General features: G+C 65.8%; 22 protein-coding genes. 15 read left to right on the top strand and 7 right to left on the bottom strand.

The annotated features are described in order from the left end of the window. Window positions 1–234: 234 nt before the first annotated feature. Entirely contained in the window at window positions 235–870 is a 636-nt protein-coding gene (locus AC5P56_RS01425; protein WP_014648503.1) for an OmpW/AlkL family protein, read from the bottom strand. Between the two features lie 186 nt (window positions 871–1,056). Here AC5P56_RS01425 and AC5P56_RS01420 point away from each other — a divergent pair, with 186 nt between their 5' ends. The 3 genes from AC5P56_RS01420 to lpdA all read left to right on the top strand — a co-directional run bounded on the left by AC5P56_RS01420 (window position 1,057) and on the right by lpdA (window position 5,368). Next, window positions 1,057–1,572, top strand: a complete 516-nt coding sequence (locus AC5P56_RS01420) for a DNA-deoxyinosine glycosylase (RefSeq protein WP_049440016.1) — start codon at window positions 1,057–1,059, stop codon at window positions 1,570–1,572. A gap of 167 nt (window positions 1,573–1,739) precedes the next feature. Then, window positions 1,740–3,452, top strand: a complete 1,713-nt coding sequence (aceF, locus tag AC5P56_RS01415; RefSeq protein WP_495231405.1) for a dihydrolipoyllysine-residue acetyltransferase — start codon at window positions 1,740–1,742, stop codon at window positions 3,450–3,452. A 107-nt stretch (window positions 3,453–3,559) separates the two neighbouring features. Beyond that, the gene (gene lpdA, locus AC5P56_RS01410; RefSeq protein WP_346601687.1) at window positions 3,560–5,368 is read left to right on the top strand and encodes a dihydrolipoyl dehydrogenase; all 1,809 of its coding nucleotides are present in this window, start codon (window positions 3,560–3,562) and stop codon (window positions 5,366–5,368) included. 641 nt (window positions 5,369–6,009) lie between these two features. On the opposite strand, the gene AC5P56_RS01405 is transcribed toward lpdA, so the two are convergent. Beyond that, on the bottom strand, window positions 6,010–6,828 hold the full coding sequence (locus tag AC5P56_RS01405; RefSeq protein WP_046432636.1) for a hypothetical protein: 819 nt from the start codon (window positions 6,826–6,828) through the stop codon (window positions 6,010–6,012). A gap of 458 nt (window positions 6,829–7,286) precedes the next feature. On the opposite strand from AC5P56_RS01405, the gene AC5P56_RS01400 reads away from it, so the two are divergent. The 10 genes from AC5P56_RS01400 (at window position 7,287) to AC5P56_RS01355 (ending at window position 16,789) form a co-directional block, all read left to right on the top strand. Further along, window positions 7,287–7,652 carry a hypothetical protein gene (locus AC5P56_RS01400; protein ID WP_014648497.1) on the top strand — a complete coding sequence of 122 codons (366 nt, stop codon included), beginning with the start codon at window positions 7,287–7,289 and terminating at the stop codon, window positions 7,650–7,652. Between the two features lie 31 nt (window positions 7,653–7,683). After that, on the top strand, window positions 7,684–8,484 hold the full coding sequence (gene atpB, locus AC5P56_RS01395) for a F0F1 ATP synthase subunit A (protein WP_014038569.1): 801 nt from the start codon (window positions 7,684–7,686) through the stop codon (window positions 8,482–8,484). Window positions 8,485–8,557: 73 nt separating this feature from the next. Further along, window positions 8,558–8,863, top strand: coding sequence for a F0F1 ATP synthase subunit C (gene atpE, locus AC5P56_RS01390; protein ID WP_005411133.1), 306 nt, complete (start codon window positions 8,558–8,560; stop codon window positions 8,861–8,863). A gap of 106 nt (window positions 8,864–8,969) precedes the next feature. Then, window positions 8,970–9,440 (top strand): F0F1 ATP synthase subunit B, encoded by a 471-nt coding sequence (locus AC5P56_RS01385; protein ID WP_005419512.1) that lies wholly within the window; start codon window positions 8,970–8,972, stop codon window positions 9,438–9,440. 2 nt (window positions 9,441–9,442) lie between these two features. Continuing rightward, a complete protein-coding gene (locus AC5P56_RS01380) occupies window positions 9,443–9,970 on the top strand; it encodes a F0F1 ATP synthase subunit delta (protein WP_495231404.1) in 528 nt (175 codons plus the stop codon). A 44-nt stretch (window positions 9,971–10,014) separates the two neighbouring features. After that, window positions 10,015–11,562, top strand: a complete 1,548-nt coding sequence (gene atpA, locus AC5P56_RS01375) for a F0F1 ATP synthase subunit alpha (protein ID WP_005419511.1) — start codon at window positions 10,015–10,017, stop codon at window positions 11,560–11,562. 97 nt (window positions 11,563–11,659) lie between these two features. Continuing rightward, the gene (gene atpG / locus AC5P56_RS01370) at window positions 11,660–12,523 is read left to right on the top strand and encodes a F0F1 ATP synthase subunit gamma (RefSeq protein ID WP_495231403.1); all 864 of its coding nucleotides are present in this window, start codon (window positions 11,660–11,662) and stop codon (window positions 12,521–12,523) included. Between the two features lie 37 nt (window positions 12,524–12,560). Further along, on the top strand, window positions 12,561–13,967 hold the full coding sequence (gene atpD / locus AC5P56_RS01365) for a F0F1 ATP synthase subunit beta (RefSeq protein WP_005419510.1): 1,407 nt from the start codon (window positions 12,561–12,563) through the stop codon (window positions 13,965–13,967). Window positions 13,968–14,080: 113 nt separating this feature from the next. Beyond that, a complete protein-coding gene (locus AC5P56_RS01360; RefSeq protein ID WP_005419509.1) occupies window positions 14,081–14,503 on the top strand; it encodes a F0F1 ATP synthase subunit epsilon in 423 nt (140 codons plus the stop codon). A gap of 72 nt (window positions 14,504–14,575) precedes the next feature. Further along, window positions 14,576–16,789 (top strand): putative glycosyltransferase family protein, encoded by a 2,214-nt coding sequence (locus tag AC5P56_RS01355; RefSeq protein ID WP_049440009.1) that lies wholly within the window; start codon window positions 14,576–14,578, stop codon window positions 16,787–16,789. A 13-nt stretch (window positions 16,790–16,802) separates the two neighbouring features. Here AC5P56_RS01355 and AC5P56_RS01350 read toward each other — a convergent pair whose 3' ends face one another. After that, window positions 16,803–17,186 (bottom strand): GtrA family protein, encoded by a 384-nt coding sequence (locus AC5P56_RS01350; RefSeq protein ID WP_049440007.1) that lies wholly within the window; start codon window positions 17,184–17,186, stop codon window positions 16,803–16,805. 83 nt (window positions 17,187–17,269) lie between these two features. Here AC5P56_RS01350 and glmU point away from each other — a divergent pair, with 83 nt between their 5' ends. Beyond that, window positions 17,270–18,637 (top strand): bifunctional UDP-N-acetylglucosamine diphosphorylase/glucosamine-1-phosphate N-acetyltransferase GlmU, encoded by a 1,368-nt coding sequence (glmU, locus tag AC5P56_RS01345; protein ID WP_495231402.1) that lies wholly within the window; start codon window positions 17,270–17,272, stop codon window positions 18,635–18,637. After that, the gene (locus tag AC5P56_RS01340; RefSeq protein ID WP_041863844.1) at window positions 18,606–19,139 is read left to right on the top strand and encodes a GNAT family N-acetyltransferase; all 534 of its coding nucleotides are present in this window, start codon (window positions 18,606–18,608) and stop codon (window positions 19,137–19,139) included. Before glmU ends, AC5P56_RS01340 begins: the two co-directional genes overlap by 32 nt. A 56-nt stretch (window positions 19,140–19,195) precedes the next feature. Here the strand turns inward: AC5P56_RS01340 and AC5P56_RS01335 are convergent, their stop codons facing one another. The 4 genes from AC5P56_RS01335 to AC5P56_RS01320 form a co-directional block, all read right to left on the bottom strand. Beyond that, on the bottom strand, window positions 19,196–20,548 hold the full coding sequence (locus tag AC5P56_RS01335; RefSeq protein ID WP_014648489.1) for a sensor histidine kinase: 1,353 nt from the start codon (window positions 20,546–20,548) through the stop codon (window positions 19,196–19,198). Further along, window positions 20,545–21,891, bottom strand: a complete 1,347-nt coding sequence (locus tag AC5P56_RS01330) for a sigma-54-dependent transcriptional regulator (RefSeq protein WP_014648488.1) — start codon at window positions 21,889–21,891, stop codon at window positions 20,545–20,547. Before AC5P56_RS01330 ends, AC5P56_RS01335 begins: the two co-directional genes overlap by 4 nt. A gap of 121 nt (window positions 21,892–22,012) precedes the next feature. Further along, window positions 22,013–22,384: a PDZ domain-containing protein gene (locus tag AC5P56_RS01325; protein WP_014648487.1), complete on the bottom strand. Its 372-nt coding sequence runs from the start codon at window positions 22,382–22,384 to the stop codon at window positions 22,013–22,015. 16 nt (window positions 22,385–22,400) lie between these two features. After that, a complete protein-coding gene (locus tag AC5P56_RS01320; RefSeq protein ID WP_014648486.1) occupies window positions 22,401–23,615 on the bottom strand; it encodes an ABC transporter permease in 1,215 nt (404 codons plus the stop codon). Between the last annotated feature and the right edge of the window lie 13 nt (window positions 23,616–23,628).

Genomic DNA, 23,628 nt, shown 5'->3' with positions numbered 1-23,628 from the left:
TCCTGTGTCTGTAGAGCCGAGCCGCGCCACCCTTGACCGTGGGCGCCATTGAACGTAACGCATCGCAATGCGCGCGGAGCCCGCCGCTCGACTCGGGATAGGGGGCTTGGCTCGACTCTACAAAAAAGCAGCCGAGCATGGGCTCGGCTCTACACGCGGAACGCGGGTGACGGAAACGACGACGGGCCCCGAAGGGCCCGTCGCGTTGCATCAGTGAAGCAGGTGCTGCCTGGATCAGAAGCGGGCGCCGATGCCGAAGCCGACGGTCCACGGATCCATCTTGGCTTCGCCGATCTTCTCGCCGCCGACCTTGATGTCCGGGCGGGCGCGCATGTAGCGGGCGTCAGCGCGGGCGAACCAGGTGGAGTTGATGTTCATGTCGACGCCGACGGTGCCGATCACGCCCTTGGCATCCTTGAAGCGGATGTCGGTGTCAGCGCCGTTGCCCAGCTTCTCGTTGCTGAAGCTCGACTGGTAGTAGCCCACGCCCACGAACGGGCGGAACACGTTGTCGGCCTGCCCGAAGTGGTACTGGCCGCTCAGCGCGACCGGCTGCTGCTCGACCGAACCCAGGCGGGCGTTGTTCGGGCCCTTGAACTTGTTGTCGAACTTGTCGGCAGCGCCCCACAGCTCAACGGCCCAGTTGTCGTTGATGTAGTAGCTGAAGCTGACGGTCGGCGCCGGGCCACCGTCGGTCTTCTTCACGCCGGTGATCGGGTCGTTCTTCGGCTCCAGCAGCGAGATGCCGCCAACAACGGCAAAATGCTTGCCCGAAGCGGTATCGGTGGTGCTGCTGTCCTGGGCGAAAGCGGCCGGCGCGAAGGCGGCGGAGGTCAGCAGGGCGAGACTCAGGATACGGATGGAGCGCATGGGGGTATCTCCTAATGTTTCTTGTTTTGGGCCCCCGGTTGCGGGGCGAGCACACCGTAGTCGCCCCAACATGAATCGAATCCGACGCACGTTAAAAAATAGTTTTCCTTGTTCAGCGACGGGTGCGGAATGCCTTTATTCATGGCGTTTTCTGCTCTCGCCGACATTCATGCAGTTGGAGAAGATGTGAGCACGGCAACGTTGTGCATTGGCCTGCCAGCGCAGGTGAACGTGGGATGCCGGGTGCTGCTGCTGGGCTCGATGCCAGGCGTGGCATCCCTGCAGGAGCAGCGCTACTACGCGCATCCTCGCAACCGCTTCTGGCCGCTGATGGCCGATATCTGCGGTTTCGACGCGGATCTGCCCTATGCGCAACGGCTGCAGGCGTTGAAGGCCGCAGGCATCGGCCTGTGGGATGTGATCGGGCGCTGCGAGCGGCGCGGCAGCCTGGATGCGGACATCGTGCGTGGCACGGAAGTGGCCAATGCACTGCCGGAACTGATCGCCACGTTGCCTGAGCTGACGCTGATCGGCTGCAATGGCGGCGCGTCATTGCAGGCATTCCAGCGCTGGGTGTTGCCGCGGCTGGAGGCCCCGCCGAAGGTGGTCGCGCTGCCGTCGACCAGCCCTGCCAATGCGGCGTGGTCGTTGCCGCGCCTGCGCCAGGCCTGGCAGCCGGTGGCCGACGCGCGGGCGACATGAAGCGGACATCGCCTGGACAATACGCTACCGACTGGTCGCGCACCCGACCCATGGGCAACAGCCTGTCCCGGCTGCGTGCGTACTGAAAACACCTGTAACGGTTGGCGCTGGACCCCGCTGGCCGCACAATAGACGTTTCCCTACACCAGATTGCCGGAGTTATCCCCATGGCCGAAATCAAGGAAGCACTTGTCCCCGATATCGGTGACTACAGCGATATCCCGGTAATCGAGGTGCTTGTCGCCGTCGGCGACACGGTCAAGAAGGACCAGGGCCTGGTGACGCTGGAAAGCGACAAGGCGACCATGGAAGTGCCGTCCTCGGTGGCGGGCGTGGTCAAGGAGCTCAAGGTCAAAGTGGGCGACAGCCTGTCCGAAGGCAAGGTCGTGGCCCTGATCGAAGTGGCCGAAGGCGAAGCCGAAGCCGCCAAGCCGGCCGCACCGGCACCGGCACCGGCCAAGGCCGCTGCCCCGGCTGCCGCCACCCAGAGCGCGCCGGCCGCAGCTGCGCCGGCCGCTCCGGCTGCCAGCGGTGGTGCGGTTGAAGCCCTGGTGCCGGACATCGGCGACTACGCCGGCATTCCGGTCATCGAAGTGCTGGTCGCCGTGGGCGATACGGTCAAGAAGGACCAGGGCCTGGTCACGCTGGAAAGCGACAAGGCCACCATGGAAGTGCCGTCGTCTGTGGCCGGCGTGGTCAAGGAGATCAAGGTCAAGGTGGGCGACAATCTGTCGCAAGGCGACGTGGTTGCCATCATCGAAGCCGAGGGCGCTGCCGCGCCGGCGCCGACCAAGGCCGCTGCTGCTGCCGCTCCGGCTGCCGCAGAGACCGCCACCAAGGTCGAGCCGGTTGCTGTGCCGGCGCAGCCGGACAAGCTGGCGGCCCGCGAGATCGCCTCGGCCGGTGCCCCGTCCAGCCCGCCGGTGCAGTTCAATGCCGATGGCGTGCTGCCGGCCAAGGTGCCGTACGCCACCCCGGCGGTGCGCGTGTTCGCCCGCGAGCTGGGCGTGGACCTGCTGCAGATCAACGGCACCGAGAAGGGTGGCCGCATCACCAAGGGTGACGTACAGAAGTTCGTCAAGGCCGCGCTCAGCGGTGGCGTGCCGGCCGCTGCCGGTGGCGCCGTCGCCGCTGGTGGTGGCCTGAACCTGCTGCCGTGGCCGAAGGTCGACTTCAGCAAGTTCGGCGAGACCGAAGTCCAGCCGCTGTCGCGCATCAAGAAGATCTCCGGTGCGAACCTGGCCCGCAACTGGGCCATGATCCCGCACGTCACCCAGTTCGAGCAGGCCGACATCACCGACCTGGAAGGCCTGCGCGTGGCGTTGAACAAGGAGAACGAGAAGGCCGGCATCAAGCTGACCATGCTCGCCTTCCTGATCAAGGCCAGCGCCGCGGCGCTGAAGAAGTTCCCGGAATTCAACGCCTCGCTCGATGCCAGCGGTGAAAACCTGACCCTGAAGAAGTACTTCCACATCGGTTTCGCCGCCGACACGCCGAACGGCCTGGTCGTGCCGGTCATCCGCGACGTGGACAAGAAGGGTGTGGTGCAGATCGCCCAGGAAACCGGCGAACTGGCCAAGAAGGCACGCGACGGCAAGCTGGGCCCGGCGGACATGAGCGGCGGCTGCTTCTCGATCAGCTCGTTGGGCGGCATCGGCGGCACCGCGTTCACCCCGATCGTCAACGCACCGGAAGTGGCCATCCTCGGCGTCTCCAAGTCGTCCATCCAGCCGGTCTGGAACGGCAAGGAATTCGCACCGAAGCTGATGCTGCCGCTGTCGCTGAGCTACGACCACCGCGTCATCGACGGCGCACTGGCCGCACGCTTCACCACGTACCTGTCGCAGGTACTGGCCGACATGCGCCGCGTGCTGCTGTAAGGCACCGCTTCGCCCCCACCGTGCGGCCGCAGCCCCTGGCGCGGCCGCGTGAACAGATGCAGTGACAGCCCGCCGGCGCCGCCGGGCGGGCACGAGGAAAACCCACCATGGCCACGATTGAAGTCAAGGTTCCCGACATCGGCGATTACAGCGATGTGCCGGTGATCGAAGTGTTGGTCGCCGTTGGCGACACGGTGAAGAAGGATCAGGGTCTGGTGACCCTGGAGTCGGACAAGGCCACCCTGGAAGTGCCGTCCTCGGCAGCTGGTGTGGTCAAGGAAATCAAGGTCAAGCTGGGCGATACCCTGTCCGAAGGCGCCGTGGTCGTGGTGCTGGATGCTGAAGGTGCCGCCGAAGCCCCGGCCAAGGCCGTTGCGCCGGCGCCCGCTGCGGCCGCCCCGGCCAGCAAGCCGCCGGTGACCCCGTCGCACCGTGCCCCGGCCGAACCGGCTGCGCCGAAGCCGGCGCTGTCCAGTGGCAAGCCGGCCGATATCGAGTGCGAAATGGTCGTGCTGGGCTCGGGCCCGGGCGGCTACACGGCTGCGTTCCGCGCCGCCGACGTCGGCCTGGATACGGTGCTGGTCGAACGTTACGCCAGCCTCGGCGGCGTCTGCCTCAACGTGGGCTGCATTCCGTCCAAGGCGCTGCTGCACGCCGCAGCGGTCATCGACGAGGTTGCCCACGCCGGTGATTTCGGCGTCGAGTTCGGCAAGCCGACCATCACCCTGGACAAGCTGCGCGCGTACAAGGAAAAGGTCGTCAACCAGCTGACCAAGGGCCTGGCCGGCATGGCCAAGCAACGCAAGGTCCGCAACGTGCAGGGCGTCGGCAGGTTTGTTTCGGCCAACGAGCTGGAAATCACCGCGGCTGACGGCAGCACCCAGCTGCTGCGCTTCCAGAAGTGCATCATCGCCGCCGGTTCGCAGGCGGTGAAGCTGCCGAACTTCCCGTGGGACGACAAGCGCGTGATGGATTCCACCGATGCGCTGGAGCTGGCCGAAGTGCCGGGCTCGCTGCTGGTCGTCGGCGGCGGCATCATCGGCCTGGAAATGGCCACCGTGTACAGCGCGCTGGGCAGCAAGGTCACCGTGGTCGAGTTCATGGACCAGCTGATGCCCGGCGCCGACAAGGACCTGGTCAAGCCGCTGGCCGACCGCCTGAAGAAGCAGGGCATCGACGTGCACCTGAAGACCAAGGCCTCGGGCGTCACCGCCGATGCCAAGGGCATCACCGTGACCTTCGAAGCCGCCGAGGAAGGCCAGGCGCCTGCGCTGGCGCAGGGCACCTTCGACCGCGTGCTGGTGGCCGTGGGCCGCTCGCCGAACGGCAAGAAGATCGATGCCGAGAAGGCCGGCGTGCAGGTCACCGACCGCGGCTTCATCCCGGTCGATCGGCAGATGCGTACCAACGTGCCGCACATCTTTGCCATCGGCGACATCGTCGGCAACCCGATGCTGGCCCACAAGGCCACGCACGAGGGCAAGCTGGCCGCTGAAGTGGCAGCCGGCCACAAGAAGGAGTGGGTCGCCCGCGTGATTCCGTCGGTGGCCTACACCAACCCGGAAATCGCCTGGGTCGGCGTGACCGAGACCGAAGCCAAGGCCAAGGGCCTGAAGGTCGGCGTGGCCAAGTTCCCGTGGGCCGCCAGTGGCCGCGCGATCGGCATCGGTCGCACCGAGGGCTTCACCAAGCTGATCTTCGACGAAGAGACCCACCGCATCATCGGTGGCGCGATCGTCGGCGTGCATGCCGGCGACCTGCTGGCCGAGATCGGCCTGGCGATCGAGATGGGTGCGGAAGCGGAAGACATCGGCCACACCATCCATGCGCATCCGACGCTGAGCGAGTCGGTGGCGATGGCCTCGGAAATCTACGACGGCACGATCACCGATCTGTACATGCCGAAGAAGAAGTAAGGCGTCCGCGCCGTTCCGAACGAAAAGCCCTGGCATCTGCCGGGGCTTTTTTTCTTCGATCAGTGCTGCAGCAAAGGGTGGGGCCGCTGCGCGGGTGGCAGGCATTTCGACAAATGTCCCCCGTCGCCCGCCTGCGGCGGTCGCCTCCTCCTTTACTTTGTCGAAATGCCCGCCACCCGCGCAGCGGCTCGGCTTGCGGATAGTCGAGAGCCACAGCCTGGCCCGCCTGGATGCCTGACACGCGGGGGAAGAGGGGCTTGTGTGCGAAGTAAAGGAGGAGGTGACGGCCGTAGGCCGGCGCCGGGGGACATTCGCACGCAAGCCCCTCTTCCCCCAGCGCTCGACCACGCATGCGTCTACGGCAATTGCCACCCGTGCAGCGGCTCGGCTTGCAGATAGTCGAGAGCCAGTGCCTGGGCCGCCGGGATGCCTGACACGCGGAGGGAGCGGGGGTTGTGTGCGAAGTAAAGGAGGAGGCGTCGGCCGCAGGCCGGCGCCGGGGGACATTCGCACGCAGCCCCCGCTCCCTCCAGCGCTCGACCAACCCCGCTTCTGCTCTCTGCCAGCAACCCACAAAAAACGCGGCCCCGATGTTCCGGAGGCCGCGCCAGGAGAGAAGATGCCGTGGAAGGGGCAGGGGATCAGAACACGAAGCTGATACCGGCCACCGGGCCCTTGAATTCCTGCTTCAGGCCGACCGTGCCGTCGCTGCCCTTCTTGTCCACGTCCAGCTTGAACCAGTCGTAGCCCGCGAACACACCGAAGTTCTTGGTGAAGCGGTAATCGACGATCGCATTGGCGCGGCTCAGGTCACCCTTGTAGTCATCGAAACTGCCCCAGCGCGTGTTCAGGTACTGGCCCTGCAGCGTGATCATCCAGCGCTCGGACGGAGTGAAGGTCATGCGCGCACCCACCACCGGTGCCACGCCATCGGCCTTCTCGTTGAGGAACTGGCCTTCATACACCGTGCCCAGGTCCGCGTAGCCCTTGGTGCTGACCTTGGCGTACTCGCCACCGATCTGCAGGCCCAGGTCGAAGGTGTCGGTATCGACGACCGAGTAGTCATAGACCAGGCTGGCCACCTGGTACTTCAGCTCGCCCTTCACGAAGCTGCCGGCCGGCACGCTCTCACCGCCGAAGGAAATGCCCTGGTCAAGCGTCTCGCGACGGTCCTTGTCGTACTTGAAGTAGTTGAACAGCAGGCGCTGACGGTTGCTGATGCGGAACATGCCGTCGATGCGCGGCTCCCATTCCTTGCCACCCAGCTTGAAGTCCTGGTCCAGGGAAATGTCCTGGCCGGCCACGGTGGTGCTGCCACGCAGCGTGTTGTCCGAATCGATGTTCATCGCACCCAGACGGATGGCGAAGCGGTCGTCGCCTTCGGCGGCGTGGGCGGCATTGGCGAACGAGGCGCCGGCAGCGAGCAGGGAAAGGGCGAGCAGGGTGGGTACGGGGCGCATCGAAGAGTCCTTGCAGTGGTTCATCAGAATGAAGACCACTGTGCCGGACGCCGCCGTCCACCATCCGTGAACGTATGGTCCACGGAGTGTGCACGGTTCAGCCCTGTCGCGACGACGCAAAAAGATGGCCCCGGAGCCGGGCTTCGGGGCCATCGTGGGACCTGCGGGGCGGAGCGTCGACGAGGTTGCTGCAGGCAGGTCGAAAGATCGGACCGGCGCATCCGGCGAAAGTTCCGCGCCTGCGACCAAAGTTCAATACTGCAGTGCAGCATCACGCGGACGTCATTGTCCCCCGGGTGGCACGCAAAAATGTAACCGTTACCGCAACTTGCGGCTTCCAGGGATGAACAGGCAGCGGTTGTCTCGCAAATTGTCCCATTGCTATAATTTGGCGGCTCGATGAGGCCCCCCTGCTGTAGCCGCCTCAGCCCTCCACTTGCAACCACGCGGGACGTCCTGTGCTGAACTCCGTTGATGCGGGTCGGCGACTGATGCTGCGCGCCGCGGTCTACCCGCTGGCCGCGGTGGCTGTCCTGGCCCTGGCCTTCCTGCTGGTAGGTCCGAAGTATGCCCTCGGCGCGCTGGCGTCCGGTGTGGCCATTTCGGCCGGCGGCTGGGTTGCGGCACGGATGGCTCTGGGCGGTGGTGCGGTGGCCGCAGGATCGGCGATGGCTCGCCTGATCATTGCGATCGTGGCCAAGTGGGTCGTGGTTTTCGGCGTCCTGCTGGTGGGGTTCCTGGTCTTCAAGCTGCCTGCATTGGCGCTGTTGGCCGGTATCGCCGTCGGCTTGATGTTCCAGGTCCTGGCCATGGCCAGGCGTTGACAGAATTCAATTAACTGAAGGTTCCGGACACATGGCGGGCGAGGCTCTAACCCCTACCAGCTACATCCAGCATCACCTGCACAACCTGACCGCACCGGTCGGCAAGGGTGAGGGTATGTTCTGGCATATCCACGTCGATACCTTCCTCACCGCCGTCCTGATGGGCCTGGTGATCGTTGTCGCGTTCTGGCTGGGGACCCGCAAGGCCACCGCCGGCGTGCCGGGCAAGTGGCAGGCCTTCGTCGAGATCTGCCTGGAGTTCGTCGACCGCCAGGCCAAGGACACCTACCACGGCAAGAGCAAGCTGGTCACGCCGATCGCCATCACGATCTTCTTCTGGATCCTGTTGATGAATCTGCTGAAGATGATCCCGGCCGATTTCATCGCCAAGCCGCTGGAATGGGTGGGCGTGCACTACTGGAAGCCGGTGCCGACCGCTGACGTCAATGCCACCCTCGGCATGGCCATCAGCGTGTTCTTCCTGATGCTGTTCTTCGCGCTCAAGTCCAAGGGCCTGGTCGGCTTCGTCAAGGAATTCCTGACGGCGCCGTTCGGCAAGTGGATGATGCCGTTCAACCTGATCCTCAACATCGTCGAGTGGCTGAGCAAGCCGATCTCGCTGGCGATGCGACTGTTCGGCAACATGTTCGGCGGCGAAATCGTGTTCCTGCTGATCTGGGTGCTGGGTGGTGCCGGTTTCTTCGGCGCCATCGCGGGTGGTGTGTTCGGCCTCGGCTGGATGCTGTTCCACCTGCTGGTGATCCCGCTGCAGGCCTTCATCTTCATGATGCTGTCGATCGTGTACCTGAGCCTGTCGGAAGACGCTCACTGAGTTTCAAGCTTCAACGCGTTTCAACCTTCATCCGTTTCATCACCCTTAGCAACTTAAGTTCCTGGAGATAACCATGTACTTCGCCGTCCTGACCAACTTCGCGCAGATTCAGAGCTCCACCGCCCTTGCCGTCGGCATCATGATCGGCCTGGCCGCGCTGGGCGCCGGTCTGGGTCTGGCCATCATGGCTGGTAAGTTCCTGGAGTCGGCCGCGCGCCAGCCGGAACTGATCCCGGTCCTGCAGGTCCGCATGTTCATCACCGCCGGCCTGATCGACGCCGCGTTCATCATCTCGGTCGCCGTTGGCCTGCTGCTGGCCTTCGCCAACCCGCTGTCGGCTGCCTTTGCTGGCGCCGTCACCAAGGCTCTGGCCGGCTGATACAGCGGTTTGAGACGACCGGGTGCTGATGCACCCGGTTTCGGATGAAGGCCGGATGTGCCGCTTCGGCGGCACGTCCACCCCGAAACCAGCGATCGAGCTAACCATGAATATCAATTTCACCCTTCTTGCGCAGGCGCTGGCCTTCGCTGGTCTGATCTGGATCATCGCGACCAAGATCTGGCCGCCGCTGATGAACGCGATCGAAGAGCGCCAGCAGAAGATTGCTGAAGGCCTCGCTGCTGCCGACCGCAGCCAGAAAGATCTGGCCCAGGCGCAGGAGAAGGTCAACGAAGCGCTGAAGGAAGCCCGCACCAAGGCCAACGAGATCATCGATCAGGCCCACGCGCGTGCCAACCAGATCGTTGATGCAGCCCGTAACGAAGCGATCACCGAAGCCACCCGTCAGAAGGAACTGGCCCAGGCTGAAATCGACGCCGCCGCCAACCGTGCCCGTGAAGATCTGCGCAAGCAGGTGTCCGCGCTGGCCGTGACCGGTGCCGAAAAGCTGCTCAAGCGCGAAATCGACGCCAACGCCCACAAGGCGCTGCTCGACGAGCTGGCCTCGGAGATCTAAGGATGAGCCAGGCCCTCACGCTTGCCCGCCCGTACGCCCGCGCCGCGTTCGCGACCGCGCGCGACGAAGGTGCGTTCGCGCCGTGGTCGGACGCCCTGGCGTTCTCCGCCCACGTCGCCGCCGACCCGCGCGTGGCGGCCCTGCTCGCCAACCCGGAGCTGGGTCGTGACGACGCCGTCGCCCTGCTGGCGCCGGTCTCGCACGGCGAGACCTACTCGCGCTTCCTGGCCATCCTGGCCGAATCGCATCGTCTGCCGCTGCTGCCGGAAATCTCCGGCATGTTCGACGCCCTGCGCGCCGAAGCCGAGCACGTGGTCAAGACCACGGTGACCTCGGCTTCCGAGCTGTCGGCCGGCGAGCTGGACGCGATCAAGGCTGCGCTGCGCAAGCGCTTCAACCGCGAGGTCGACGTGACCACCGCGGTCGATGCTTCGCTGATCGGCGGCGCCGTGATCGACGCCGGCGACGTGGTCATCGATGGTTCGCTGAAGGGCAAGCTGGCCCGTCTGCAGACCGCGCTCGCTAACTGAATTCATTTAACGTCCGGCCCCGCTGCCGGCACTAGGACTTGACGATGGCAACCACGCTCAACCCCTCCGAAATCAGCGAACTGATCAAGAACCGCATCGAGAAGGTCAAGCTGGCCGCGGAATCGCGCAACGAAGGCACCGTGACCAGCGTGTCCGACGGCATCGTGCGCATCTTCGGTCTGGCCGACGTGATGCAGGGCGAAATGATCGAACTGCCGAACAACACCTTCGCCCTGGCCCTGAACCTGGAGCGCGACTCGGTCGGCGCCGTGGTCCTGGGTGACTACGAGCACCTGCGCGAAGGCGACGTCGCCAAGACCACCGGCCGCATCCTGGAAGTGCCGGTCGGCCCGGAACTGCTGGGCCGCGTCGTGAACGCGCTGGGCGAGCCGATCGACGGCAAGGGCCCGCTGGGCACCGACCTGACCGCTCCGGTGGAGCGTGTTGCGCCGGGCGTGATCTGGCGCAAGTCGGTCGACCAGCCGGTGCAGACCGGTTACAAGTCGGTCGACTCGATGATCCCGATCGGCCGTGGCCAGCGCGAGCTGATCATCGGTGACCGCCAGACCGGCAAGACCGCCATGGCGATCGATGCGGTGATCAACCAGAAGGGCACCGGCATCAAGTGCGTGTACGTTGCGATCGGCCAGAAGGCGTCGACCATCGCCAACATCGTGCGCAAGCTGGAAGAGAACGGCGCGCTGGCCCACACCATCGTGGTGGCCGCGACCGCTTCCGAATCGGCTGCCATGCAGTACATCAGCGCCTACTCGGGCTGCACCATGGGTGAGTACTTCATGGACCGCGGCGAAGACGCGCTGATCGTGTACGACGATCTGTCCAAGCAGGCCGTTGCCTACCGCCAGATCTCGCTGCTGCTGAAGCGTCCGCCGGGCCGTGAAGCCTACCCGGGTGACGTGTTCTACCTGCACTCCCGTCTGCTCGAGCGCGCTGCCCGCGTGTCCGAGGAATACGTCGAGAAGTTCACCGAAGGCAAGGTCACCGGCAAGACCGGTTCGCTGACCGCGCTGCCGATCATCGAGACCCAGGCCGGCGACGTGTCCGCCTTCGTTCCGACCAACGTGATCTCGATCACCGACGGCCAGATCTTCCTGGAAACCGACCTGTTCAACGCCGGCATCCGCCCGGCCGTGAACGCCGGTATCTCGGTGTCGCGCGTCGGTGGCTCGGCCCAGACCAAGATCATCAAGAAGCTGTCGGGCGGCATCCGCATCTCGCTGGCCCAGTACCGTGAGCTGGCTGCGTTCGCGCAGTTCGCCTCGGACCTGGACGAAGCGACCCGCAAGCAGCTGGAGCGTGGCCAGCGCGTCACCGAGCTGATGAAGCAGAAGCAGTATGCGCCGATGTCGATCGCCAACCAGGCGCTGTCGATCTACGCCGTCAACGAGGGTTACCTCGACGACGTGCCGGTCAACAAGCTGCTGGCGTTCGAAGAAGGCCTGCACGCCCACTTCGCCAACACCCAGGGCGAGCTGATCAGCAAGGTCAACGCCACCGGCGGTTGGGACAACGACATCGAAGGTGCCTTCAAGAAGGGCATCGCCGAGTTCAAGACCACCGGCAGCTGGTAATCGCGGTCCTGTAGAGCGGAGCCGCTGGCTCCGCTGGACCAGATGACAAACGGTTGAACAACGCGGGGCATCAGCCCCGCGCCACGGGAAACAAGAGATGGCAAGCGGACGCGAAATCAAAACCAAGATCAAGAGCGTGCAGAACACCCGCAAGGTGACGCGCGCCCTGGAAATGGTCTCGGCCTCCAAGATCCGCAAGGCGCAGGATCGGATGAAGACCTCGCGTCCGTACGCGCAGGCGATGAAGCAGGTGATCGGTCATCTGGCCCAGGCCAGCACCGACTACCAGCATCCGTTCCTGGTCGAGCGCGAGCAGGTCAAGCGGGTCGGTTTCATCGTGATCTCCTCCGATCGCGGCCTGGCCGGCGGCCTGAACAACAACCTGTTCCGCAAGATGCTGGGCGAAGCCAAGGCATGGCAGGACAAGGGTGCCGAAGTGGACCTGGTGACCATCGGCCAGAAGGCTTCGACCTTCTTCCGCCGCGTGAAGGTCAACATGGTCGGCAGCGTGACCCACATCGGCGACGTGCCGAAGCTGGATTCGCTGATCGGTGTGATCAAGGTCATGCTCGACGCCTTCACCGAAGGCAGGATCGACCGCGTGTACCTGGTCTACAACCGCTTCGTGAACACCATGGTGCAGAAGGCCAGCTTCGATCAGCTGCTGCCGCTGCCGCCGGCTGAGAAGCAGGTCGCTCACCACGACTGGGACTACCTGTACGAACCCGATGCCGCGACCGTGCTCGAGCACGTGATGACGCGTTACATCGAGTCGCTGGTGTACCAGGCACTGCTGGAAAACGTCGCCTCCGAGCATGCGGCACGCATGGTTGCGATGAAGGCAGCGAGCGACAACGCCAACAAGCTGATCGGCACCCTGCAGCTCGTCTACAACAAGGCGCGCCAGGCAGCGATCACCCAGGAAATCTCCGAAATCGTCGGCGGCGCGGCAGCAGTCTGACCGCGTTCGTTCAAAGCACACATTAGAGGATGCAGCAATGAGTCAGGGCAAGATCGTTCAGATCATCGGCGCGGTCGTCGACGTCGAATTCCCGCGTGAATCGGTGCCGAAGGTGTACGACGCACTGAAGGTGGAAAACACCGAGATCACCCTCGAAGTCCAGCAGCAGCTGGGCGACGGCGTGGTGCGTACCATCGCCCTCGGTTCCACCGACGGCCTGAAGCGCAACCTGGTTGCCGTCAACACCGGCCGTGGCATCTCGGTGCCGGTCGGCGCCGGCACCCTGGGCCGCATCATGGACGTGCTTGGCCGTCCGATCGACGAAGCCGGCCCGGTCGCTGCCAGCGACAACTGGGAAATCCACCGCGCTGCGCCGTCGTATGAAGACCAGTCCCCGGCCACCGAGCTGCTGGAAACCGGCATCAAGGTCATCGACCTGATGTGCCCGTTCGCCAAGGGCGGCAAGGTCGGCCTGTTCGGCGGCGCCGGCGTCGGCAAGACCGTCAACATGATGGAACTGATCAACAACATCGCCAAGGCGCACAGCGGTCTGTCCGTGTTCGCCGGCGTGGGTGAGCGTACCCGTGAGGGCAACGACTTCTACCACGAAATGAAGGACTCCAACGTCCTGGACAAGGTGGCGATGGTGTACGGCCAGATGAACGAGCCGCCGGGCAACCGTCTGCGCGTCGCCTTGACCGGCCTGACCATGGCCGAGTACTTCCGCGACGAGAAGGACGAAAACGGCAAGGGTAAGGACGTCCTGCTGTTCGTCGACAACATCTACCGTTACACCCTGGCCGGTACCGAAGTGTCGGCACTGCTGGGCCGCATGCCGTCCGCCGTGGGTTACCAGCCGACCCTGGCCGAGGAAATGGGCGTCCTGCAGGAGCGCATCACCTCGACCAAGAACGGTTCGATCACCTCGATCCAGGCCGTCTACGTTCCCGCGGACGACCTGACCGACCCGTCGCCGGCGACCACCTTCGCCCACCTGGACTCGACCGTGACCCTGTCGCGTTCGATCGCCTCGCTGGGTATCTACCCGGCCGTCGATCCGCTGGACTCCACCAGCCGCCAGATGGATCCGCTGGTCATCGGCCACGAGCACTACGACACCGCCCAGCGCGTCCAGCAGACCCTGCAGAAGTACAAGGAACTGAAGGACATCATCGCCATCCTGGGCATGGACGAACTGTCCGAAGAAGACAAGCAGGCGGTGTCGCGCGCCCGCAAGATCGAGCGCTTCTTCAGCCAGCCGTTCCACGTGGCCGAAGTGTTCACCGGTTCGCCGGGCAAGTACGTGCCGCTGAAGGACACCATCCGTGGCTTCAAGGCCATCGTCGATGGCGAGTACGACCACCTGCCGGAGCAGGCGTTCTACATGGTCGGCGGCATCGAAGAAGCGGTCGAGAAGGCCAAGAAGATGGCCGAGAAGGCCTGATCCGGGACGGGCGGGAGCGATCCTGCCTGACCTGACGCCGGCGCCGGGCAACCGCCCGCGCCGGTGGACCCCCACGGCGGCATTGCGCCGCCGCGAACAGCGAAGAGATTTGCATGAGCACGATCCGTTGCGACATCGTCAGCGCCGAGCAGGAAATCTTCCGTGGCGAAGCGACCCTGGTCGTGGCCACCGGTGAGCTGGGCGAACTGGGCATCGCGCCCAAGCACGCGCCGCTGATCACCCGCCTGAAGCCGGGCAAGGTGGTGGTGACCACGCCGAACGGCGAGCAGCTGGATTTCGCCATTTCCGGCGGCATCCTGGAAGTGCAGCCGCAGGTGGTGACCGTGCTGGCCGACACCGCGATCCGCGCGCAGGACATCGACGAAGCCTCGGTCCGCAAGGCCAAGGAAGAAGCCGAGCGCATCCTGGCCAACCGCGGCGAAGCGATGGAAGTGGCTGAAGCCCAGCAGAAGCTGGCCGAAGCCGTCGTCCAGCTGCAGGCGCTGGAGCGCCTGCGCAAGAATCTCAAGCACTGAGGTTCGCGCGTCATCAAGCACAAGCGCCGGCTAGCTGCCGGCGTTTTTGTTTGTTCGCCACAGGAGCAGGGAATGCAGCACCACTCGACAGCGATTGAAGGCGGCAGCTGGCAGCGGCCGTGGCGCACACCGGCAGGCGTGTTCCTGATTGCGTGGATCGTTCTGTGCCTGCCATGGCTCAGTGGCATCAAGACCATTCCCTTTGATGCCGTGCAGCAGTTCTTCCCGGCGGTCAGTTTCAGTGCCGAGCAGTTGCGTCACCTGCAGGCCCCCTGGTGGAATCCGTATCTCTACGGTGGCTACCCGCAGGTGGCCGATCCGCAGATGATGACGCTGCAGCCGACGATGCTGCTGCCGATGCTGCTGGCGCCGGGCTCCCTGCACCTGTTCACGGTGGTGGTGCTGCTGCATGTGCTGGCAGGCGGCCTGGGTGCACTGCGGTTGAGCCGCGTGCAGGGCATGCCGCCGCCGGCGCAGCTGCTGTTCGCGCTCACGCTGATGTTTGGTGGCGTGGCCGCGTCGCGCCTGCAGCACACGCCGATGATCATCAGCTACTGCCTGCTGCCCTGGCTGTGGCTGGGCCTGGAGCAGGTCCGCCGGCGGGGACGGATGCGCGACATCCTGCTGGCCGGTGTGGCCGGCGGGATGTGTGCGCTTCAACTGACCCAGGTCACCTATTTCATCATCCTCGCGTGCGTGATCTACGCCGTGGCTGCTGTCGTGCTGGCACAGGGGCAGCGCATGCGCCTGCTGTGGCAGCTGGGCGTGGTGGCCATTCTCGCCGGTGGTGTCAGTGCGCCGCAGTGGCTGTCCACGCTGGCCTGGCTGGACCAGACCAATCGCAATGGCCTGACGCTGGAAGCCGCGCTGCCGGGTGCCATCCACTGGCAGACACTGGTGACACTGCTGTCGGGCAACGTGTTCTCGCAGGGGCGCGGCGACAGCTGGGCCTTCGGTGATATCAGCGCCGATTACCTCTATGTGGGGGCAGTGCCGCTGGCGCTGTGGCTGCTCTGGGGCGGTGAGGTGCTGCGGCGCAAGCCGGCGGCGACGCGCGTCGCGCTGTGTGCGCTGACGCTGGCGATCATGGTCGCGGTGGGTGGCGCCACGCCGCTGTTCCCCTGGTTGTTCGGCTGGCTTCCGGGGCTGGACCTGTTCCGGCGCCCGTCCGATGCGCTGTTCCTTACCGTGCCTGCGGCGGCGTGGCTGGGTGCCAGTGCCCTGCAGGTTGCCCTGCAGCGGCAGCCATTGCGATTGCATCGGGTGTCCGTGGCGGTCGTCGCAGTGCTGGGCGCGTGCGCTGCGTGGCTGGCGATCGATCATGGTCATCCGCTCGCTTTCGCCTGGCTTGCGGTCAGCGCCGCGCTGGGCGTAGCCGCGGTGTGGGTGCTGCGCCGCCACCAGTCACCTGCGCGCTGGGTGCTGGCGCTGGTGCTGTTGGACCTGCTGCTGTTCAACGTCGGCACCAGGTTCAACGCGGGCAGCGGCACAAAGTCGGTGCTCACCGCCGATCGTGCGGGTCCTGCGCAGCGCGCCTATGCGCTGCTGGCGGCAGAGCGGCATATCGGCATACCCGAGCGCGCGGTGGTCTTCGGCATCGGCGGACTCACCAACGGCGCGGCGGTGCATGCCATTGCGCTGGCAAACGGCTACAACCCGCTGCTGGCAAGCGACTATCTGCAGATGACCGGGATGCCGGGCGAGCCGGTGGATACCTTCCAGCAGAAGGTCCCCACTGCCTGGATGCCAGACACCGCTGCTCCCCTGTACGACCTGCTGGGCGTGCGTTGGCTGCTGGCCCAGGAGCCGTTCCCGGGCTCCAGCGCGCAGGGCGACCAGGTGGAACTTGCGCGGCGTGACAGCGTGCTGCCACGGGTGCTGAATCCGCGGCAGGTGCGCCGCCATGAGGAGCGTCTACCGCCTGCGCCGCTGTTCAACCAGACCGATTTCAACCGGCAGCTATGGCTGCCGGCAGCCGCCAGCAGCCACTGTGCCGAACAGGATGCCGGCGAGGCCACGGTACAGGTGCTGCGCTACCAGCCGGGACGCATCGAGCTGACGGTGGTGGCCGACCATGCAGCATGGGTGGTGATCAACGAAACCACCGGTCGTGGCTGGCAGGCGCAGCTCGAGGATGGCCAGGTACTGCCGCTGCTGCGCGGCAATGGCCTCTTCCATGCGTTGTGCGTGCCGGCCGGGCAGCATCAGGTGCGGTTGCGCTACAGCGCGCTGCAGCTGTGGCGTGAGGGACTGGGAGCGCGCCTGCGCCGTGACGGTGATCGCTGACCGCTGACCGCGATCAGCGGTACACCACATGGCGCATCAACAGGAACGACACGCACGCCAGCCCGCCTTCCACCAGTGGCTTGGCCAGCCAGGTGTACTGCAGGCCCAGCGCGTGGTCGACCAGGCTCACCAGCAACGTGCTTGCCGCAGTCAGCAGCAGCCACAGCCCGAAGAAGCGTGCAAAGCGCTTCCAGCCCAGCTTGTGGGTGCCGGCCTCGGCAAAGGTGTAGCGGCCGTTGAGCCAGAAGCCCAGCAGCATGCCGGCCAGGCGCCCGGCGACGTTGGCCGGTGCGACCGGCATGCCAAGCGCGGTGGCGACCACGAACACCAGCCAATCGACCAGCAGCTGCACGAGCCCGATCACGAGGTAGGCGCTTCCCTGGCGGACAAGGCTCATCGGCATGGTGAAGGAGGAGGGATGCCCATGTTAACGGCGTACGCTCTAGAATCGTCGGCAACGAACCACGGACTGCCGTTCCCATGACCCAAGCCTTGCACGTCATCATCCTCGCCGCCGGCGCCGGCAAGCGCATGAGGTCGGTGCTGCCGAAGGTGCTGCAGCCGATCGCCGGCCAACCGATGCTGGCGCACGTGATCGATGCGGCCCGCGAACTGCAACCGGCGGCCATCCATGTGGTCTACGGCCATGGCGGTGAGGCGGTGCGGCAACAGTTCGCCGACCAGCCCGACCTGCAGTGGGCTGAACAGGTGCAGCAGCTGGGTACGGGCCACGCGGTGGCGCAGGCGATGCCGCAGGTGCCGGATGCCGTGCAGGTGCTGGTGCTGTACGGCGATGTACCGCTGATCCGCGCGCAGACCCTGCGCGATCTGCTGGCGCAGCCGGGGCGGTTGGCGGTGCTGGTCGCCGAGGTTGATGACCCGACCGGTTACGGCCGCGTGCTGCGCGATGCCGAAGGCAAGGTGGGAGCGATCGTCGAGCAGAAGGACGCGACCGACGACCAGCTGCGCGTGCGCACGATCAACACCGGCATCATCGCCGCGGAGTCGACCGCGCTGCGCCGCTGGCTGTCGCAGCTGTCCAACCGCAATGCGCAGGGCGAGTACTACCTGACCGACGTGTTCGCATTTGCCGCGCATGAGTACACCCCGGCCGAAATGGCGCTGGTGGCCGACGCGCAGGAAGCCGAGGGGGCAAACGATCCCTGGCAGCTGTCGCAGCTGGAGCGTGCCTGGCAGCATCGCGCCGTGCGTGCGCTGTGCGCACAGGGTGCACGCGTGCGCGACCCGGCACGACTCGACATCCGTGGCACCGTCACCGTGGGCAGTGACGTGCTGATCGATGTCGATGTCGTTCTCGAAGGCAACATCGTGCTCGGCGACGGCGTTACCATCGGTCCGTTCAACCGCCTGAAGGACGTTACTCTCGGCCCCGGTACCGAAGTACGCGCGCACTGTGATCTGGAGGGTGTGGTCACCGAAGGCGCGGCGCTGGTCGGTCCGTTCGCGCGCCTCCGCCCAGGTACCGTGCTGGCCGATGGCGTGCACGTCGGCAACTTCGTCGAAACCAAGAAGGTCACCCTCGGCGTCGGCAGCAAGGCCAACCACCTCACCTATCTGGGTGATGCGGTGATCGGCAGCAAGGTGAACATCGGTGCCGGCACCATCACCTGCAACTACGACGGCGTGAACAAGTCGACCACCACCATCGGCGACAACGCGTTCATCGGTTCCAACAGTTCGCTGGTGGCGCCGCTGACGATCGGCGAGGGCGCGACCATCGCTGCCGGTTCGGTCATCACCCGCACCGCCCCGGACGGCAAGCTGACACTGGCCCGCGCACGACAGGAAACCATCGATGGCTGGAAGCGCCCGGTCAAGAAGTCCTGAGCCACGTATTCCGCATGCCGACGAGCTCGGCGTGCTGCCGGCAATTGAACAGCGTGCCGGCGAACTGCTGAAGGATCACGAAGCCCATCCGGTATTTGCCGGCCACGGCCTGGATCTGCCGACGCTGCAGGACGGCCTTCAGCGGGGCCAGCTGTGGGTTGTGGATGGCCCCGGCGGCGACATTGCCGGCTACCTGCTGGGCGGCGAGCTGGGTGGCGAGTTCCATGTCCTGCAGATGGATGTGGACCCGGCGCACGCGCGTCGTGGCCATGGCCGTGCATTGCTGCGGCACGCCTTGGCGCAGGCCAGGGCCACCGGCTTTGCTGCAGCGGTGCTGACCACCTTGAGCGATGTGCCATGGAATGCAGCCTTCTATGCCAGCGAAGGGTTCGACGTAGTGCCTGAGGCTGAGTGGAACGACGGCCTGCGCGCCGTCATGGCCGAAGAGGCTGCGCTCGGGTTTCCGATGCACCTGCGGGTGGCGATGCGGCGGACCTGGTAGGTGCCGGCCCTGGTCGGCACATCCGCGCATGGCGTGGAGCTACCCGATCGGCCCGCTCAACCCACCGGCAACAGGATCGACACGCACAACCCGCCATCGCCGCGGTTCTGCAGCGACACGCGGCCACCGTGCGCTTCCACGATCTCGCGCGTCAGTGCCAACCCCAGGCCGGTGCCGTTGCGCTTGGTCGAATAGAACGGCATCAAGGCGTTCTGCAGCACCTGCTCGTTCATGCCCTTGCCGCGATCCAGTACGTCCAGGCGCAGCCATTGCGGCAGCCGCGTGAGTTGCACCTGTACGTCATCGTTGGGCGGATCGGCCTCGGCGCAGGCTTCATGCGCGTTCTTCAGAAGATTCAGCAATGCCTGCCCGAACTGCGCGATGTCGATGCGGCTGCTGAGGTCCTCGTCCGGCTCGCGTTCCATGGTGAACGGGATCTGCTGGCGCAGGCTGGACAGGAACGGCGCCCAGTGCACGGTCTGCAGTTGCGGCTGCGGCAGCTTTGCGAAGCGTGCATAGCCACGGATGAAGCCTTCCAGGTGGCGTGCGCGGTCCTCGATGGTGGTGAAGATCTCCGGCAACCGGTCGAAGCGTTCGCGCTGCACCAGCACGCCACCGGAGTGGGCCAGCGAGGCGATCGGTGCCAGTGAGTTGTTGAGCTCGTGGCTGATCACCCGGATCACCTTCTTCCACGTCTGCACTTCCTGGCGGCGCAGTTCGGCGGTGAGCAGGCGTACCAGCAGCAGGTCGTGCGGACGGCCGTTGAGCTGGAAGGCGCGGCGCGACAGGTGGTAGACCTGCTCGTCATCCTCGTCGCCGTCCTCGCCCTCGGCATGCACCGCGAACAGGCTGTCGCCGCCACGGGCAATGGCATCGCGCAGCTCTACCGGCACCTGTTCCAGCACCTCTTCCAGACGCTGGCCTTCCAGCTTCCAGCCGCCATGCAGCAGCTTGCGCGCAGCCAGGTTGGAGAACACCACGCGGGCGATGCCATCGCCGCCGGAGGCAATCAGCAGCATGGCCACCGGCGTGTTCTGCACCATGGTGTCCAGCAGCAGTTCGCGCTGCACCAGGCCCTGCCGCTGTTCGCGCAGCACATCGCCCAGCTCGCGGTGCGCCTGCACCAGGTCGCCCAGTTCGTCGTTGCCCGGCCAGTACACGCCGAAGTTGTACTCGCCGTCGCGGTAGCTGCTGGTGGTGCCGGACAGTGCACGCATCAGCGAGCGCACCGGTGCGGTGGCACGGCGCAGGGTCCACCACATCAACGCCAGCAGGATCACGGCCGACGCCGTGGTCACCACCCAGCCATGGTTCATCCAGTACGCCAGCAGCCACGGCAGCGCAGCGGCCAGCGCCAGCACCGGCAGCAGGCGCAGGAACAGGCGGAAGGTGAACGAGCGCCGTTTCATTCGCGTGGGATGCCGTGGCGGTCCATGCGCCGGTACAGGGCCTGGCGGCTCAGGCCGAGTTCGGCAGCCGCCTGGGCGATGACGCCGTGGTTGCGTGCCAGCACGTCCTCGATGCGCTCGCGGTCGGGATCGTTGCCAGCGCTCGGTGCGGGGCGTGGCGCCGGTGCGGTGCGCGGCAGGTTCAGGTCGGCCACCTCGATGCGGTTGCCGGTCGCCAGCAGTTCGGCACGCTGGATCACGTTGCGCAGTTCGCGCACGTTGCCCGGCCACGGGTGCCGTTGCAGGGCGGCACTGGCGGCACTGGACAGCGGCTTGCCGGCCGTCAGGAAACGCTCGGCCAGTGGCACGATGTCGCCCGCGCGCTCGGCCAACGGCGGTAGTACCAGTTCCACTGTATTGAGGCGGTAATAGAGATCTTCGCGGAACGTGCCGTCGCGGATCATCGCCGGCAGGTCGGCATTGGTCGCGCTGACCACGCGGACTTTGACCTGGCGTTCGCGATTGGAACCCAGGCGCTCGAAGCGGCCGGTTTCCAGCACGCGCAACAGCTTCATCTGCCCGCCCAGCGACAGGTTGCCGATCTCATCCAGGAACAGCGTGCCTCCGTCGGCGGCTTCGAACTTGCCCTCGCGTGCCTTGTTGGCGCCGGTGTAGGCGCCGGCCTCGGCGCCGAACAGTTCGGCCTCGATCAGCTCCGACGGCAACGCGCCGCAGTTGACCGTGATGAACGGGCCCTTGGCCACCAGTGAATTGGCCTGGATGATCTGCGCGATCTTCTCCTTGCCGGCACCATTGGGACCGGTGATCAGCACCGGCAGCTCGGAGCGCGCGACCTGGCAGGCCAGGGCGATGACGCGCTCGCTGGCCGGATCGGCGAAGACCGCACCGCACAGGTCGTACTTTTCTTCCAGCGCATTGCGCTGGCGCAGCTCGCGGCTGCGGCGGCGGTCCAGTTCGCGCCGCGCCTCGGACAGCTCCAGCAGGTTGTTGACCGTGGTCAGCAGCTTGCGGTCGTCCCAGGGCTTGGCCAGGTAGTCGGCGGCGCCGGCCTTGACCAGGTCCACCGCGCTGCTCAGGTGGGTCCAGGCCGTCAGCAGGATCACCGGCAGGTCCGGATGGCGTGCGCGGATCTGTGCGAACAGCGCTTCGCCCTCCTCGCCGGAGGTGGTGTCCTCGCTGAAGTTCATGTCCTGGATCACCAGGTCGACCGGCTGCGACTCGAGCAGGGCCAGCCCCTCGGCCGGGCTCTGCGCCTGCAAGGTGTCGATGTCGTGCAGGGAGAACAGCACGTCCAGTGCAGTGCCCACACTGGCGTTGTCGTCGATGATCAGGATCGAAGGCATCAAGCGGTTCTGCAGAAAGGGATGGGCGGCGCCGATGGAGCCGTGTTCGTGTCCATACGCCGGGAGAGCCCGGCGCCACCCATCAAGCATAGCCAAACCCGTAGCCGTCGGGGCGGCGGGCTCAGCGTCGGGGCGGCGGCGGTGGCGGTGCTGGCGGAGGCGGAGCGACCAGCGCCCTGCGCCAGGCAGCGGCGTCCACCGCGACCGTCAGTTCCTGCCTGTCGCGCTGCAGCAGGAGATAGGCCCTGGCGGCGCTTGAACGCCGCAGGGCCTCGGCAAGATGCTCGATCCTGCGTACGGTGGTGTCATCCACCCGCAGGATGCGATCGCCGCTGCGCACGCCGAAGCGGGCTTCCGGGCCGGCGGCTTCCACGCGCACCTGGCCTTCGCTCGAACGCAATGCCAGGCGCGCATCGTCCTGGCGCCACTCCAGTGTCTGCGAGCTGCCACCGCCGGCCAGTGCCGGCAGTGGCAGGAGCATCATCATCAGCATCCAGCGGATACGCATCTCATGCGCCCCGCGTGGCAACCGCAGGCGGTACCGCTGCCGCGCGCCGGGCCGGCCCGAACACCGCGATCTGGCCAAGCACCCACAGCAGCAGTGCGCCCAGCGGCAGGTAGTGCAGCGGCATGCGCGGCAGCTCGTACATGTTCATCAGTGCCAGGTTGATCGCATAGGCGGCCAGCATGCCCAGCACGATGCCCAGCGTGGCCAGCAGGAAGTTCTCGGTCTGGAAGTAGCGCAGGATCTGCCCACGCGTCGCGCCGAGCGCGCGACGGATACCAATCTGCTTGCTGCGCTGCTGCACCCAGAAGCTGGCCAGGCCGATGATGCCCAGTGCGGTGACCACCAGCAGCGAGATGCACACCGTGATCAGCAGCCCGACCATGGCCCTGTCGTTCTTGAAGTAGTCATTGCGCTGCGCCTCATAGGTCAGCTTCTCGCGCACCAGCCGGTTGGGGTCGTTGCGTTCAAGCGCGGCGATCGCGCCCTTGAGTACTTCCTCGCGCCGTTCCGGAGCGGTGCGCAGGACGTACGGGCCCTGGGTGAAATCGGTCCGCACAGGCAGCACCATCGACAGCGTGGTGTTGTTGTTGTAATCGGTGGGCGTGGCCAATGACGCGACAATACCCACCACGTGCAGTGGCTGCTTGCCCATGTAGAACGTCTTGCCCAGTGCGTTCTCGCCGGGGTACAGCCTGTCGGCGAGCGTGCGGCTGATGATCACCGAGGAGGCGGTATTGGTGGAGGCGTTCTTCTGTGCATCCTCGACGTTGCTGTATTCACTGGGCTGGAAGTCGCGGCCGGCGGTCAGCTGCAGTCCAAGCGTGGACAGTCCACCTTCGCCGAACATGTACATGGTGACGAAGGCGGTCGGACGTTCCTGTTCCTGCTTCAGCGAAACGCTGGTATTGGAGGAGTTCGGGCGGAACGGCAGCTGGTTGACCTTCGCGGCGGCGGTGACCCCGGGAACGGCGCGCAGGGCGGACAGGTCCTCCTGGGTGCGGGCCTGGCCATTGGTCTGCTTGCCGATGCCGCTGACCCGGACGAACACCAGCTCGTTCTCGGCCAGGCCGCTGGTCTGGCTGATCCGTTCAACGCGCTGGGTGACCAGGAACAGGGCATTGCAGACGATGGCGCAGGTCAGGGCGACTTCCAGCACGATCAGGGCGGCGGCTGTCTTGTGCCGGCGCAGGGTGCTGAGGATGGGGCGGATATCCATGGGAGGTCCTCGT

Source organism: Stenotrophomonas sp. YJH_SMC_131 (assembly GCF_059367975.1).
Note: the sequence above shows the minus strand (reverse complement) of the source record. Positions and strands in the feature narration are given on the sequence as shown.